General features: G+C 66.0%; 9 protein-coding genes and 1 other RNA gene. 7 read left to right on the top strand and 3 right to left on the bottom strand.

Going from position 1 to position 14,684, the window contains the following annotated elements; translation table 11 throughout:
• Positions 1-32: 32 nt before the first annotated feature.
• Both AC1MEM_RS20740 and AC1MEM_RS20735 read right to left on the bottom strand, forming a co-directional pair.
• Positions 33-2,906: a M16 family metallopeptidase gene (locus AC1MEM_RS20740; protein WP_499473743.1), complete on the bottom strand. Its 2,874-nt coding sequence runs from the start codon at positions 2,904-2,906 to the stop codon at positions 33-35.
• Positions 2,907-2,978: 72 nt separating this feature from the next.
• Positions 2,979-5,687 (bottom strand): two-component system response regulator, encoded by a 2,709-nt coding sequence (locus AC1MEM_RS20735; protein ID WP_499473741.1) that lies wholly within the window; start codon positions 5,685-5,687, stop codon positions 2,979-2,981.
• 360 nt (positions 5,688-6,047) lie between these two features.
• Between AC1MEM_RS20735 and ribBA the strand changes: the two genes are divergently transcribed.
• From ribBA to nusB, 3 genes are read left to right on the top strand one after another with little or no spacing between them, the layout of a single operon-like run.
• Positions 6,048-7,160: a bifunctional 3,4-dihydroxy-2-butanone-4-phosphate synthase/GTP cyclohydrolase II gene (gene ribBA / locus AC1MEM_RS20730; RefSeq protein WP_499473739.1), complete on the top strand. Its 1,113-nt coding sequence runs from the start codon at positions 6,048-6,050 to the stop codon at positions 7,158-7,160.
• 52 nt (positions 7,161-7,212) lie between these two features.
• The gene (gene ribH / locus AC1MEM_RS20725; protein ID WP_499473737.1) at positions 7,213-7,698 is read left to right on the top strand and encodes a 6,7-dimethyl-8-ribityllumazine synthase; all 486 of its coding nucleotides are present in this window, start codon (positions 7,213-7,215) and stop codon (positions 7,696-7,698) included.
• Positions 7,699-7,711: 13 nt separating this feature from the next.
• Complete coding sequence (gene nusB / locus AC1MEM_RS20720) at positions 7,712-8,182, top strand: transcription antitermination factor NusB (RefSeq protein WP_499473735.1); 471 nt, start codon at positions 7,712-7,714, stop codon at positions 8,180-8,182.
• A 370-nt stretch (positions 8,183-8,552) separates the two neighbouring features.
• On the opposite strand, the gene AC1MEM_RS20715 is transcribed toward nusB, so the two are convergent.
• Positions 8,553-9,350, bottom strand: a complete 798-nt coding sequence (locus tag AC1MEM_RS20715; protein ID WP_499473733.1) for a transglycosylase SLT domain-containing protein — start codon at positions 9,348-9,350, stop codon at positions 8,553-8,555.
• 577 nt (positions 9,351-9,927) lie between these two features.
• Here AC1MEM_RS20715 and ubiD point away from each other — a divergent pair.
• The 4 genes from ubiD to AC1MEM_RS20695 all read left to right on the top strand — a co-directional run bounded on the left by ubiD (position 9,928) and on the right by AC1MEM_RS20695 (position 14,682).
• Positions 9,928-11,427, top strand: coding sequence for a 4-hydroxy-3-polyprenylbenzoate decarboxylase (gene ubiD, locus AC1MEM_RS20710; protein WP_499473731.1), 1,500 nt, complete (start codon positions 9,928-9,930; stop codon positions 11,425-11,427).
• 80 nt (positions 11,428-11,507) lie between these two features.
• Positions 11,508-12,194 carry a type 1 glutamine amidotransferase domain-containing protein gene (locus tag AC1MEM_RS20705; RefSeq protein ID WP_499473729.1) on the top strand — a complete coding sequence of 229 codons (687 nt, stop codon included), beginning with the start codon at positions 11,508-11,510 and terminating at the stop codon, positions 12,192-12,194.
• Between the two features lie 65 nt (positions 12,195-12,259).
• An RNA gene (gene ffs / locus AC1MEM_RS20700) (signal recognition particle sRNA small type) lies at positions 12,260-12,358 on the top strand.
• 170 nt (positions 12,359-12,528) lie between these two features.
• Positions 12,529-14,682: a DNA polymerase III subunit gamma/tau gene (locus tag AC1MEM_RS20695; RefSeq protein WP_499473727.1), complete on the top strand. Its 2,154-nt coding sequence runs from the start codon at positions 12,529-12,531 to the stop codon at positions 14,680-14,682.
• Positions 14,683-14,684: the final 2 nt, after the last annotated feature.

Genomic DNA, 14,684 nt, shown 5'->3' with positions numbered 1-14,684 from the left:
GACGCGTGGACGGGAGACCCGTCCACCCTACATCAATCCACCGGTTTTGCGGCAGCTTGCTGCACCACCGCCTCCGCCTTCTTCTCCGGATACAGCACCACCTGCACGTAATTCCCCGTGTCCAGGTAACGCCGCGCCGCGTCCTGCACCTCGCTTGCGGTGAGCGCGTCGATCCGCTCCTCCTGCGTCAGGATCGCCGCCGGGTCGGTCCCGTCGAGCAGCGCCGTCTGGATGCGCCCCAGCCAGTAGCCGTTCTCGCGCAGCGCCTTGCGGTGGTTCTGGATCCAGTTCTGCTTGACCTTGGCCAGGTCGGCTGCCGCCGGCCCTTCGCGCTTGAGGCGCTCGAATTCGGCGAAGGTCGCCGCCAGCACCTTGTCGACATTTTCCGGACCGGTCGGCAGGGTGACGGCCAGCGTGTAGTTCCCGTAGGGGATGCGGCCCAGCTGCCCGCCGGCGCTGCCGCCGTAGATCAGGGAGAGCTGCTCGCGCAGCACCTCGATGATGCGGATGTTGAGCACCTCGACCAGCGCCTGCAGCCGCATTTGCTCCGCTTCCGAGAATGGCGCCTCGCCCGTAAACGTCAGCGAGATCGTGCTCTTCGGTTCGCTGCCGCTGTACACCGCGCGCTTGACCACGCCTTTTACGGGACGCAGGCCGACGTCGCGCCAGGCGGTCGGGATCTCGGGCGTGGGCAGGCTGCCCAGATAGGTCGCCAGCAGCGGCTTGAGCCTGGCCGGGTCGAAGCTGCCGACGATCACGAAGGTGAGGTCTTTGGCGCTCGAGAAACGCTCGCGGTAGATCGCGATGCTGCGGTCCAGGCTGATCTGGCTGAATTCTTCCGGACGCAGCGGACGCGGGGCGCGCGGGTGGTTGTTGTAGAGCGTGGCGACGACGGTGTCGCCGAAGCGCGCGCCCGGCTGGCCGAGGCGGTTGCGCGCGCTTTCCACCTGCTTGCCGATGAAGGACTTGAACAGGTCTTCGTCGCGCCGCACGGCGTCGAAGCGCAGCCACAGGAGCTGCAGCATGGTCTCGATGTCGGTCGCGCCCGATGAGGCGCCCAGCACTTCGCTGTAGCCGGCCAGGCCCATCGTCACGGCGGCCGCCTTGCCCGCCAAAACCTTCGACAGGTCGAGCGGTGAATAATCCTGCAGGCCCATGCTGGCGACGATCGCGTTGGCGTAGCGCGCGTTGAGGATGTCTGCCTCGCCGTACAGGCTCTGGCCGCCGAAGCGGGCCGCGCTCATCATGACCTGGTCGTTGCGGAAATCGGTGGGCTTCAGGATCGCCTTGACACCGTTCGAGAACGTCAGACAGGTCAGGCCGAGCGCCTTGTCCTGCGTCTCGGCCACGATGCTGCCCGCTTTCGGCGGCTGCGCCATCAGCTGGGTGCCGAGCTGCCTTTCCTCGTGCGGCGCGACCTCGGCTTTTTCGGCCGCGGCCACGGCGGCCAGCAGCGCCTCGCCCGGAGGCGGCGGGCTGTCCGCGCGTTCGATGCCGGTATAGATCACGAGTTTGCCGGAGCTGGCCGGGATCGTGCGCCGCGCATAGGCGTTCATTTCGTCGAGCGTCACCGCCGGCAGCATCTCGTTGGCGTAGCGGTATTCGGCGGCGATGCCGGGGATCGGTTCCTGCTGCAGGAAGCTGCGCAGGTATTCGGCGACATAGGCGCCGGAATCGGTCTTCTCGCGTTCGTTGTAGGCCTGCTCGAAACTGCGCAGCATGTTCTTGCGGGCGCGATCGAGTTCGGCCTGGCCGAAGCCGTAGCGGCGCGCGCGCTCGTTCTCGCGCACCAGGGCGTCGATGGCTTTTGGCGCGCCACCCGGGCCGATGACGGCGCTGGTGTTGAAGGATTTGTAGAAGGGCGTGATCTTGCCGAGGGCGCTGCCGCCGCGCAGGAAAGGCGGCTCGGCCAGCTGCGACAATTCCTGCAGGCGCGCGCCGAGCATGCCGGTGAACAGGCTTTCGATCAGCTGCTCGCGGTAGCCGCGCGGCGTGTCGGGCTCGCGTACCGGCTGCACCGGATAGCGCACCAGGATGCTGTTGCCGCCGGCCTCGCGGTCGGTAACGACGACGGCCTCGGTTTCTTCGCGGCGCGGGATCTCCGCATACACGCGGGGGCGCTCCGGTTTCGGGTTGGCCAGCCGTGAAAAGTGCGTGCGTATGAGTTTTTCGATGGTTTTCGGGTCGATGTCGCCGACCGCCACCACCGCCATCAGGTCGGGCCGGTACCAGTCGCGGTAGAAGCGGCGCAGGGTCTCGGGCTGGAAGTTGCGCAGCACTTCTTCCTTCCCGATCGGCAGGCGCTCGGCGTAGCGCGAGCCGTTATAGATCTTCGGCCAGATCTGCTTGCCCATGCGGTCCCCCGCGCCTTTCCCGAGCCGCAGTTCCTCGAGCACGATGCCGCGTTCCTTGTCGATGGCGGCGTCGTCGAACGAGAGGCCGTGCGCCCAGTCTTCCAGCACCTGGAAGGCCTTGCCGAGGTTTTCCGGACGGTCGAGCGGGATCGGCAGGATATAAACGGTTTCGTCGAACGAGGTGTAGGCGTTCAGGTCCGCACCGAATTTGACGCCGATCGATTGCAGGTAGTCGACCAGCTCGTGCTTCTTGAAATTGGTCGAGCCGTTGAAGGCCATGTGCTCGACGAAGTGGGCCAGGCCCTGCTGGTCCTCGTCCTCCAGGATCGAACCGGCTTTCACTACCAGGCGCAGTTCGAGCTTGTGTTCGGGGCGGGTGTTCTTCTGGATGTACCAGGTGAGGCCGTTGGCCAGCTTGCCGACCTTGACCTGCGGGCCGACCGGAATCGGCCCATCCAGTTTCAGGGCGGCGTCGGCGACAAAGGACTGGGTCAGGAGGACGGCGGCGAGGCAGGCGTTGCGGACGAATTGACTGAATTGCTGACTAAGCATCGGGGCTTCCGTTGAAAGGCGTCGAGCGGCCATTGTAACGGCCGCCCGCGCCCCTGTCCTTCAGCTGTGTCCTCAGACGATCACGCGCCCCGCCAGCAACAGCATTTCCATCTCGCGCGCCGGCACCGGCCGGCTGTAGAGGTAACCCTGCAGCACCGCGCAGCCGATCTTGCCCAGGAAGTCGCGCTGCGCCAGCGTCTCCACGCCTTCGGCCACGACTTTGAGTGACAAGCCTTCGGCCAGCGCGATCGTGGCCTGGGCAATCGCCGCGCTGCGCGGGTCGGTGGTGATGTTGCGCACAAAAGCCTGGTCGATTTTCAGCTTGTCGAGCGAGAAGCGCGACAGGTAGCCGAGCGAGGAATAGCCGGTGCCGAAGTCGTCGAGCGAGAGCGATACGCCCATGGCGCGCAGTTCGGCCAGCTGGGCTTCGGCCGCCGTGGTGTCGCCCATCATGACGCTCTCGGTCAGTTCGATCTCGAGGTACTGCGGCGCGAGTCCCGTTTCCTGCAGCGCCGCGCGTACCACCTGCGGCACCGTGCCGGCCTTGAACTGGTGTGCCGAGACGTTCACCGCCACCGGCACGCAGGGCAGGCCCGCATCCTGCCAGGCCTTGTTCTGCAGGCAGGCCTGGCGGATCACCCAGTCGCCGATCGGCAGGATCAGGCCCGTGTCCTCGGCCAGCGGGATGAAGTCGGCCGGCGAGACGCGGCCCAGTTCCGAGCTGTGCCAGCGCAGCAGCGCTTCCATGCCGAGCACGCGCCCGTCCGCGCAGGCCACCTGCGGCTGGAAGTGCAGCGCCAGTTCGGCCTGGCCGATGGCGCGCCGCAGGCGCGTTTCCAGCGCCAGCCAGCGCATCGCCTGGTCGTTCATCTCGCCCTTGAAGAAGCGGAAGCCATTGCGGCCGGCGTCCTTCTGGTTCGCCAGCGCGGCGTCGGCCGCCTTGAGCAGGTCGCCGGCCGCATTGCCGTCGCGCGGGAAGACGCTGATGCCGATGCTGCCGGTGACGACCACGTCATGCCCGTCGACCGCAATCGGCTGGGCGATCGCCTCGATCAGGCGCTGGGCGGCGAGGATGATGTCCTCGGTGTCCTCGCAGCCGGTGAGCAGCACGAATTCGTCGCCCGAGAGGCGCGCCACCGTGTCGGCGGGGCCGGCGACGGCGCTGGCCCGGAGCGCCACTTCGCGCAGCAGGGCGTCGCCGGCGGCGTGTCCCAGGCTGTCGTTGATGCGCGAAAGCCGGTCCACGTTCACCAGCAGCAGGGCCAGCTGGCTACCGTCGCGCCGCGCCGCGGCGATCGCCTGCTGCAGGCGGTCGTGGAACAGCGAACGGTTCGGCAGCAGGGTCAGTGCATCGTGGTTCGACAGGAAGTCGAGCCGGTTGTGGGCCGCTTTCAAAGCCGACAGGTCGGTCGACACCGAGACATAGGCCGTGAGCTTGCCGGCCTCGTCGCGCACCGCGCTGATGCTCATGCGCTCGGGGTAGACTTCGCCGTTCTTGCGGCGGTTCCAGATCTCGCCGCGCCATTGGCCGTCCTGTTCCAGGCCGTCCCACATGCAGCGGTAGAACGAGGCGTCGTGGCGGCCGGAGCGCAGCACGCTGGGATTGCAGCCGACGACCTCCGCTTCGCGAAAGCCCGTGATCTGCTCGAAGGCCGGATTGACCGCGACGATGTTCGCACTGGCGTCGGTCATCATGATGCTTTCCTGGGTGCTGTCGAAGACCTGGCGCGCGAGCTCGAGCCGGTGTTCGCTCTCGCGCAGCGCGGCGTCGGCTTCGGCGCGCGCGGTCGCTTCGAGCTGCAGCTGGGCCGCGTGGCGCTGCACCACGCCGTACAGGTTCAGGTTTTCGTAGGCGACCGCCAGGTGGGCGGCCAGGGCCGAGGCCCAGCGTTCGTCCTCGAGTTCGAAGGGCGCCGCGCTCGGGGCGCGCACGAAGTACACCCAGCCGTGCAGGTGGCGCAGGTCGCGCACCGCGAGGCCGAGGAAGGAACCGCAGCGCGGCAGTTCGGGCGGCAGCGTGGACAGCAGCGGATCGCCTTCGGCCAGCAGCAGCGGCCCGCGCGTTTGCAGCAGGGCGCCGGGCAGGCGCGTGCCGGCCGCATGGGGTGCGAGCAGGGCGCCGTCGAGGCCGCGCGCGGCCAGGTGGCGCACCGTGCGCTCGTCGTTCTCGAGCAGGCACAGGGCCAGCTGGTCGGCGTCGAGGATGCGCGCCGCGGCCTGCAGGAACAGGTCGACCAGGCCCTCGACGCGGCGTTCGCCCGCCAGGCGCAGGCACATGTCCTCGAGGGCGGCCAGGCGCGTGGCGAGGCGGCTGTCGGCGGGTGGCGGCGCGGGCGGCAGGAATGCCGCGGAGGAGGGCGCGTTGCGTGCTTCACGGACGGCTTCGCGTGGCGCCTCCTGCGCCGCCGCGGCCGACAGGCCCAGTTCGGCATTGACCGCCGCCATGATGTCCTGCGGGTCGGAAGGTTTGGAGAGCACGGTCTGCACGCCGCAGCTGCGCGCCATCGCGATCGTCTCGCGCTCCGCATATACGGCTGAATAGAAGATGACACGGGTGGCGGCCAGGGCGCGGTCGGCGCGCAGGCGCTGCACGAACTCGTAGCCGTCCATGGTCGGCATCAGGATGTCGGTGATGATCAGGTCTGGCCGTTCGGCGCGCACCAGTTGCAGCGCGGCGGCGCCGTCTTCGGCTTCGAGCAGCCGGTGCTCGGTAAATCCAAGCAGTGCCATCAGGTAGGCGCGGTTGCTCGGCCGGTCATCGACGATGAGGATGGTCGCCATCAGTGGGTCTCCCGGGCTGCGGCGGTGGACTGACGGGCAAATAGCGGTACCAACATGACTACTCCATGAGTGCGCCGGCAGCAGCACGGCGGCGCGTTAGGCCAGATCGCGATAAATTGACATCGGAATGATGTCGCAAACCCTACATAGTTGCATAGTAAAACATAAAAATTAACAATTGTTTTTGAACAAATGTATTCTTGTTGCATTGGTGCAACGTTCGAAGTGTTCAAATACAACTCTCTGCTGCCAGCTGGCTACAAGCTGGCTGCCGGCTTCCTCGCATCGACTCGGTCGGAACCCCATAAATCCTTTAAAATAGCGGATTACGCACGACGCGTCACCGTTTCAAGGAACCGAATGTCTATTTCTAGTACTCAGGAAATCGTTGCCGAACTGCGCGCCGGGCGCATGGTCATCCTGGTCGACGAGGAAGATCGCGAGAACGAGGGCGACTTGGTGCTGGCGGCGGACTTCGTCACGCCTGAAGCGATCAACTTCATGATCCGCCACGCGCGCGGCCTGGTCTGCCTCACCCTGGCCGAAGAAATCTGCGACCGCCTGGCGCTGCCGATGATGACGAGCCGGAACGGCACCTCGTTCGGCACGAATTTCACCGTCTCGATCGAAGCGGCCGAAGGCGTGACCACCGGTATCTCGGCGGCCGACCGTTCGCGCACGATCCAGGTCGCGGTGAGCAAGGGCGCCAAGCCCGACGACCTGGTGCAGCCGGGCCACATCTTCCCGCTGCGTGCGGTGAAGGGTGGCGTCCTGATGCGCGCCGGCCACACCGAAGCGGGCTGCGACCTGACCGAAATGGCCGGCCTGACCCCGGCCTCGGTGATCTGCGAGATCATCAAGGAAGACGGCACCATGGCGCGCCTGCCGGACCTGATCGAGTTCGCCAAAGAGCACAACCTGAAAATCGGCACGATTGCCGACCTGATCCACTACCGCAGCGAGAACGAAAGCCTGGTCGAGCGCGTTGCCGAGCGTACCCTGAACACGGCGCAGGGCGAATTCAAGCTCGTCGCCTACCGCGACAAGCCGAGCGGCTGCGCCCACCTGGCGATGGTCCATGGCGACGTCAGGCGCGAGGTCGAAACCCTGGTGCGCGTGCACCAGCCTGTTTCCATCCTCGACGTGCTGGAACACCGCGCCACGACCCACTCCTGGACCATGGCCTCGGCGATGGAAGCGATCCAGAAAAGCGAGAGCGGCGTCGTCGTGTTGCTGAACTGCGGCGAGACGGCCGAGCAGCTGTTCGCCCAGTTCGGCTCGCTCGACGCGCCGGGCGCGCGTCCGACCGGCCGCGCGGCCACGATGGACCTGCGCACCTACGGCATCGGCGCCCAGATCCTGAAGGAACTGGGAGTGGGCAAGATGAAGCTGCTGGCCAATCCGCGCAAGATGCCGTCGATGACCGGTTTCGACTTGGAAGTCACCGGCTACATTGCGAATCCGACGGCCTGACGCAGTACCATACATACACTATTAATACGAACATACCAAGAAGAGGGCAGCCATGACCGTAGGAACTTATGAGAGCAACATGACAGGCGAGGACCTGCGCATCGGGATCGTGCAGGCGCGCTTCAATGCCGACGTCGGCCATGGCCTGCTGTCATCCTGCCTGGCCGAGCTCAAGCGCCTGGGCGTGGCCGACGAAGACATCCTGCACGTGACCGTGCCGGGCGCCCTGGAAATCCCGCTGGCCCTGCAAAAGATGGCCGAGACCCAGCAGTTCGACGCCCTGATCGCGCTGGGCGCCGTCATCCGCGGCGAGACTTACCACTTCGAGCTGGTCTCGAACGAGTCCGGCGCCGGCATCACCCGCATCGGCCTGGATTACGGCATCCCGATCGCGAACGCCGTGCTGACCACCGAGACCGACGAGCAGGCCGAAGTGCGCATGGCAGAGAAGGGCGCCGACGCGGCCAAGGTGGCCGTCGAGATGGCCAACCTGCTGCTGGCGCTGGAAGAGCTGCACCCCGAGGAAGAAGAAGAGTAATCGAAGGACGAACATGACCGACAAGACCACCCACGCCAACCCGAGCAAGAACCGCACCCCGCGCCACCGCGCGCGCGAGTTCGCGCTCCAGGGCCTGTATCAATGGCTGCTGAACAATGAGCCATCGTCCCAGGTGGCCAACAACATCCGCGCCGCCCACGGCTTCGACAAGGCCGACGGCGAGTATTTCTCGACGCTGCTGAACGGCACCATCACGACCTCGGTCGAGCTGCGCGAATCGATCGCCCCGCTGATTGACCGCAGCGTCGCCGAACTGTCGCCGATCGAGCACGGCGTGCTGTTGCTGGGCGCCTTCGAGCTGAAGAACCACCCGGAAATCCCCTACCGCGTCGTCATCAACGAAGCGGTCGAGCTGACCAAGTCCTTCGGCGGGATCGACGGCCACAAGTACGTCAACGGCGTGCTCGATAAACTGGCCTCGCGGCTGCGTCCCGAAGAAGTCGGCGCCGACGCCCGGCGTTAATTTCCCTCTCTATATAGTAGGGATGGCGAAAAGCCACCGTTGCCGAGCCGGCACGGTGGCTTTTTTGTTGGTTCGCGGACTTTGTGCTCGCCGTTGGCGGAAGTGCACCGTAGGGTGGGCACGCCCACGCGTACGTGCCGGTGCGCAGGCATAACGCCACCGCAAGACCGCGAACGATGGATGGACCGTGGTGTGCGTATTTCGCGGGCGATCGTCGGAGGTTGTAAGCTCTCATATGCCGTAACGCGTGGGCATGCCCACCCTGCGTTACGCAGCTGCTGCGGACTCCGGCACGGTATCGCAATACATCTTCATCGCCATAAAAAAGCCACCGCGAGCGGTGGCCGTGAGGAGTGTTCGATGCGTCGCCTTACAGCGTCGCCAGCGCTTCCACGTGCTCGGCCGGGGCCGCCTGGTCGGCCTTCGGCACCGCCGGGGCAGCGGCTGGCGCTGCCTTGACGACCATCTGCGTAGGGGCGGCCGGCGTGGTGGTCGGCACCTTCTTGCCGCCGGCGACCATTTTCAGGCGCTTGTATTCGGCCAGCACCTTGGCGCCATAGCCGGAATCGTCTTCCATGTCGGCCGCGCCCACGTAGGTCTTCAGGCCGCCCTCGACGGAGCCGGTGCGCTTCACGTAATCCTTCAGGATCTGCGCGCCCACCTTGATGTTGGCGACCGGGTCCAGGGCCGCTTCGGCGCCGCCGAGTTCCTGGAATTTGTCGTGGTGGACCTTTGCCATCACCTGCATCAGGCCCTTGGCGCCCATCGGGCTTTCCGCGAACGGGTTCAGGCCCGATTCGATGGCCATCACGGCCAGGATCAGCAGGGGATCGAGCTTGATCTCGTGGGCCGTCGTATAGGCCGTCGAGACGAGCATGTTGGCCGCATCGCCGGCTACCCGGTAGCGCTTGGCGAGCCAGGAGGTGACGTTCTGCTGTTGCTTGCTGTTGCCGAGGACCTTCAGCTCGGCCGGGGCTTGCGTCGTCTCGTGCGCGGCATCGTGGGCCGGCAAAGGGGTGGCGGTTGCGACGACGACGCCAACGGGTGCGCGGGCCGCGGATCCTGGCGTCAGCAGTGCGGACACTTTTTTCGCTGCATCCGGGTTCGTGTAGAGCAGGGCCAGTACTGCCACTGCCGAGAGACCGAACACGGTCAATGTGTGCTGCATTGTGGTCAACAGACCACGTGCCGTTTTCGTCACTTGTGAAAACGTGATTGGCTGGCTGGCCATGTGGACGAGCCTTGCGCTCGAGCCGAACAAACGATTGATCATCGAAGTCCCCTTTGTCGCGGCGAAAAGGATCCCGTCGTGGCGCACTGAGCGCTACGGAGGTACCAATGCCGTGCATCAGAAAAATCGTCAGGGCTTCCAGTAGGGAAGACCAAAACGCCGTCATTGCTTTGCTTCAGCTGGCCGGTGTCCCAGGGCGGGTGCGGTCCAGTGGCTCAACAACTGTGTCGGGGGTTCAGGCAGAAGCCTGGTGGAAACACTCCTTAAAAATGTCGTTGGGGCCCCGACCCCGTGAAGTTATGAGAGCGGCTACAATCTGCTTTTCAAATGGCCGCCTCATCAAGTAGGTGCGATTGTAGGAGGTCGTTTATACCAAGTCAATACTAGCACGACTGCGCCTTATAACTTATAGATCTGACTTTTCGTACCTGAGCTCAGCAATACCTTGCCAAATCAAACACTTGGCGGCGCAATTTGATTAACCTCAAGCAACCGAAAAAACAAGCAAAACTTGATGAAATATTCAGATCTTCGGGATTTTATGTCCCAACTGCAACTAAATGGCGACTTAAAGCGTGTAAGCGTCCCGGTATCGACCCATCTCGAGATGACGGAAGTGTCCGATCGCGTCCTGCGCGCCGGCGGACCCGCGCTTTTGTTTGAAAAACCGACGGGTCCGGGCGGCGCTCCGCAGACGATTCCCGTCCTGGCCAACCTGTTCGGCACGCCGCAACGGGTGGCGCTGGGCATGGGCGCGGACAATGTCAGCGAGCTGCGCCGCATCGGCCACGTGCTGGCGCGCCTGAAGGAGCCCGAGCCGCCGCGCGGCTTCAAGGACATCCTGGGCCTCGGCTCGCTCGTGAAAGCCGTCTGGGACATGGCGCCCAAGGAAGTGAAGGGCGCGTCCTGCCAGGAAATCGTCTGGGAAGGCAATGACGTCGACCTGGCGCGCCTGCCGATCCAGCATTGCTGGCCCGGGGATATCGCACCGCTGATCACCTGGGGCCTGGTCATTACCAAGGGTCCGAACAAGAAGCGCCAGAACCTGGGCATCTACCGCCAGCAGGTGTTATCACGCAACAAGGTCATCATGCGCTGGCTGGCCCATCGGGGCGGGGCGCTCGACTTCCGCGAGCACGCGATCGCCAACCCGGGCCAGCCGTATCCGGTGGCCGTCGCGCTGGGCGCCGATCCGGCCACCATCCTCGGCGCCGTCACGCCGGTGCCCGACAGCCTGTCCGAATACCAGTTCGCCGGCCTGCTGCGCGGCCAGCGCACGACGCTGACGAAAGCCATCGGCAGCGAACTGCGCGTGCCGGCTTCGGCCGAGATCGTCCTGGAAGGCCATATCTATCCGGATGCGAACCACCCGACGGGCTTCGAGCACGCGCTGGAGGGGCCGTACGGCGACCATACCGGTTACTACAACGAGCAGGACAGCTTCCCGGTGTTCACGATCGACCGCATCACGATGCGGCGCGACCCCATCTATCACTCGACCTATACCGGCAAGCCGCCCGACGAGCCTGCCGTGCTGGGCGTGGCGCTGAACGAAGTCTTCATTCCGCTGCTGCAAAAGCAGTTCAGCGAGATCACCGACTTTTACCTGCCGCCGGAGGGCTGCAGCTACCGCATGGCGGTGGTGCAGATGAAGAAACAGTACGCCGGGCATGCCAAGCGCGTCATGTTCGGGGTCTGGAGTTTCCTGCGCCAGTTCATGTATACGAAGTTCATTGTCGTGGTCGACGAGGATGTCGACGTGCGCGACTGGAAGGAAGTCATCTGGGCGATCACGACCCGGGTCGATCCGACGCGCGACACGGTGCTGGTCGATCACACGCCGATCGACTACCTCGACTTCGCCTCGCCGATCAGCGGCCTGGGCAGCAAGATGGGCATCGACGCCACCAATAAATGGCCCGGTGAAACCAATCGCGAGTGGGGCACGCCGATCGTGATGTCGCCGGACGTCAAGACGCGCGTCGACGACCTCTGGCAGCAGTTGGGCCTGTGAGGGGATAGCCCTTGCGTGCGGCGCGCGCGGCGGCGTGCGGGTAGACTCGGCCTTCGATCATGAACGCCCAAGGAGGCCCGATGAATATCCTGATGGTGCTGACCTCGCACGACCGCCTCGGCGACACCGGCAAGAAAACCGGTTTCTGGCTGGAAGAGTTCGCCGCTCCCTATTATGTGTTCAAGGACGCCGGCGCCAGCCTCACGCTGGCTTCGCCCCAGGGCGGCCAGCCGCCGCTCGACCCGAAGAGCGACGAGCCGGATTCACAGACCGAAGCAACGCATCGCTTCAAGGCAGACCCGGCCGCGCAGCAGGCGCTGGCGAACACGGTCAAGCTGTCCACTGTATCGGCGGAGAAGTTCGATGCCGTGTTCTATCCCGGCGGCCACGGCCCGCTGTGGGACCTGGCCGAAGATGCCGACTCGATCCGCCTGATCGAGACGATGGCCGCAAGCGGCAAGCCGGTCGCCGCCGTCTGCCACGCGCCGGGCGTGCTGGGGAAGGTGAAGGGCCCGGACGGCGCGCCGCTCGTGAAAGGCAAGCGCGTTACCGGCTTCACTAATACGGAAGAGGCTGCCGTCGGCCTGACCGAGATCGTGCCTTTCCTGGTCGAGGACATGCTGGTGAAAAATGGTGGCCAGTACAGCAAGGCGGGGGACTGGGCGCCCTATGTGATTACCGACGGCTTGCTCGTTACCGGACAGAATCCGGCCTCGTCCGAGCCGGGCGCGCATGCCTTGCTGGCCCTGCTGAAACAGGGGGGCTGAACCGTCTGCAGGCAGGGGCCGAAAAGCCGGCCCCAAAACCGGTGCGGTCGGTTATAATGGCCGCTGGCGGGCCCCTGCGCATTGTGGCATGGTTTACCTGGTCAGGTCGGGAACGAAGCAGCCAAAGCCGTTCACCGCAAGTGCCGCAGATCAGGCTCGCCTCCTTCGTTTTCCTCGTCGTTCTCCCTCCCGCAGTCCCCTCCGGTTTCAGTGCGCCTCAGTCTCAAACAATTGTTTGTCGATCAAGACAAAAGTGCTGCGCCAACAGATAGCCTTCCGCCTTGCCTCAGCCGGGAATGTTCGCGCCGACCGCCATCTGCGGTAAAATCGCGGTATGTCCTATCAAGTCCTCGCCCGCAAATACCGTCCCAAGAACTTCGAAACGCTGGTCGGCCAGGAGCACGTCGTGCGCGCGCTCACGCACGCGCTCGGCACCGGCCGCTTGCACCACGCCTACCTGTTCACGGGCACCCGCGGCGTCGGCAAGACGACGCTCTCGCGTATCCTCGCCAAGTCGCTCAACTGCACCGGGCCCGACGGCACGGGCGGCATCACCGCCCAGCCCTGCGGACAGTGCGAAGCCTGCCGCGCGATCGACGCCGGCCGCTTCGTCGACTATATAGAGATGGACGCCGCATCGAACCGCGGCGTCGACGAAATGGCCCAGCTGCTCGAGCAGGCCGTCTACGCGCCGAGCAATGCGCGCTTCAAGGTCTACATGATCGACGAGGTGCACATGCTGACCAATCACGCGTTCAATTCGATGCTCAAAACGCTCGAAGAACCGCCCGAGCACGTCAAGTTCATCCTCGCCACGACCGACCCGCAAAAGATCCCGGTGACGGTGCTGTCGCGCTGCCTCCAATTCAACCTGAAGCAGATGCCGCCGGGTCACATCGTCGGCCACCTGGAAAATATCCTGGGGCAGGAAGGCGTCAGCTTCGAGCAGCCGGCCCTGCGCCTGCTGGCGCAAGGCGCCCACGGTTCGATGCGCGATGCGCTGTCGCTGACCGACCAGGCGATCGCCTATGCCGCCGGCGCCGTGACGCTCGATGCCGTGCAGGGCATGCTCGGCGCGCTCGACCAGTCCTACCTCGTGCGCCTGCTCGACGCGCTCGCGCTTGAAAACGGTGCCGACCTGCTGGCCGTGGCCGACGAGATGGCCAGCCGCAGCCTGTCGTATAACGGCGCGCTGCAGGACCTGGGTACCTTGTTGCACCGGATCGCGCTGGCGCAATCGGTGCCGGCCGCGGTGCCGCAAGACTTGCCGGAGCTGGCCGACATCCTGCGCCTGGCCGGGTCCTTCGATCCGCAGGAAGTGCAGCTGTTCTACCAGATCGCCGTGCACGGCCGCAACGAGATCGGGCTGGCGCCGGACGAGTACGCAGGTTTCACCATGACGCTGCTGCGCATGCTGGCTTTCCGCCCGGGGCAGGGCGGGGCCGAGCGCATCGCCGCGCCGGCTGCGGCGAGCGCACCGCGTCCGGCGCCGCCGGCGGCGCGTGCAGCAGCGGCTGCCGTTGCCAGCCACGCGCAGGCGCCGGCGGCTGCGCCGGCTCCGGCTGCCGCACCGCCGCGTCCGGCTGCGCCGCCGGCCAACCCGGCCCCGGCCATGAATTCGGCGCGCGCCGCGATCAACGCCGCGCTGGAGGCGGCCCGCGCGGCCTCCGGCCAGCGTGCGCCGGCCAGGCGTCCGGGCGCCGACGCGCCGCCTGCAGCCGAGGCGCCGTCCGCGCCGGCAGCACCGGCACGCCCGATCAATGTCGGTCCTTCCGGCGGCCAGCCCGGCAGTGCGTCCGCGCCGCCCGCCGCCGGCATGCCGGCACAGCCCGCGCGTCCCGGCGCGGCGCCGCCCTGGGACAGTGGCCAACAGCCGCAGGCGGTGGCGCGTCCGCAGGCACAGGGCCGCCAGCAGGCCGCTGGCAGCGATGACGACGGGCCGCCATCCTGGGTCACCGAATTTTCCGACGACACCGCCGTCGCCAACGAAACGGCGGCCGCAACCGCAACCGTAACGGCGCCGGCGAGTGTACCTGTTTCAGCGCGGGCGCCGGCCAAGGCGCCGCATGCCTACGTCGTCACGCCCGTGCCCGAGCTCGACTGGGACGGCAACTGGCCCGCGCTGGCCGCGACCTTGCCGCTGCGCGGCGTGTCGCAGCAGCTGGCCTTGCAGACCGAACTCATCGACTGCCATGCCGACACCCACTCCGCCGTGTTCCGCCTGCGGGTGCCGGTCGACACGCTGCGTGCCAGCGGCAACAGCGAAAAACTGCAGGCGGCAGTGCAAGAGATGTTTGCCGGCAAGCGCATCACCGTCGAGACCGAAATCGGTCCGGTCTGGTACACGGCCAGCGCCGAGGCGAAAGCCGCGAAGGAAGAGCGCCAGCGCCTGGCCGAAGCCATCGTCGCCGGCGACCCCTTCGTGCAGGAAATGGAGCGCTTGCTGAACGCCTTCGTCGTGCCCGGCTCGGTGCGCCCGCCGGTCTGACC

The sequence above is a fragment of the Telluria sp. AIW5 genome (assembly GCF_056680575.1).
This window is presented reverse-complemented; position numbering and strand designations above follow the sequence as displayed.

Bases quoted from the DNA above. Each gene is read 5' to 3' on its own strand.
- AC1MEM_RS20740 (WP_499473743.1), bottom strand. From the start codon at position 2,906: ATGCTTAGTCAGCAATTCAGTCAATTCGTCCGCAACGCCTGCCTCGCC.
- AC1MEM_RS20735 (WP_499473741.1), bottom strand. From the start codon at position 5,687: ATGGCGACCATCCTCATCGTCGATGACCGGCCGAGCAACCGCGCCTAC.
- ribBA (WP_499473739.1), top strand. From the start codon at position 6,048: ATGTCTATTTCTAGTACTCAGGAAATCGTTGCCGAACTGCGCGCCGGG.
- ribH (WP_499473737.1), top strand. From the start codon at position 7,213: ATGACCGTAGGAACTTATGAGAGCAACATGACAGGCGAGGACCTGCGC.
- nusB (WP_499473735.1), top strand. From the start codon at position 7,712: ATGACCGACAAGACCACCCACGCCAACCCGAGCAAGAACCGCACCCCG.
- AC1MEM_RS20715 (WP_499473733.1), bottom strand. From the start codon at position 9,350: ATGCAGCACACATTGACCGTGTTCGGTCTCTCGGCAGTGGCAGTACTG.
- ubiD (WP_499473731.1), top strand. From the start codon at position 9,928: ATGAAATATTCAGATCTTCGGGATTTTATGTCCCAACTGCAACTAAAT.
- AC1MEM_RS20705 (WP_499473729.1), top strand. From the start codon at position 11,508: ATGAATATCCTGATGGTGCTGACCTCGCACGACCGCCTCGGCGACACC.
- AC1MEM_RS20695 (WP_499473727.1), top strand. From the start codon at position 12,529: ATGTCCTATCAAGTCCTCGCCCGCAAATACCGTCCCAAGAACTTCGAA.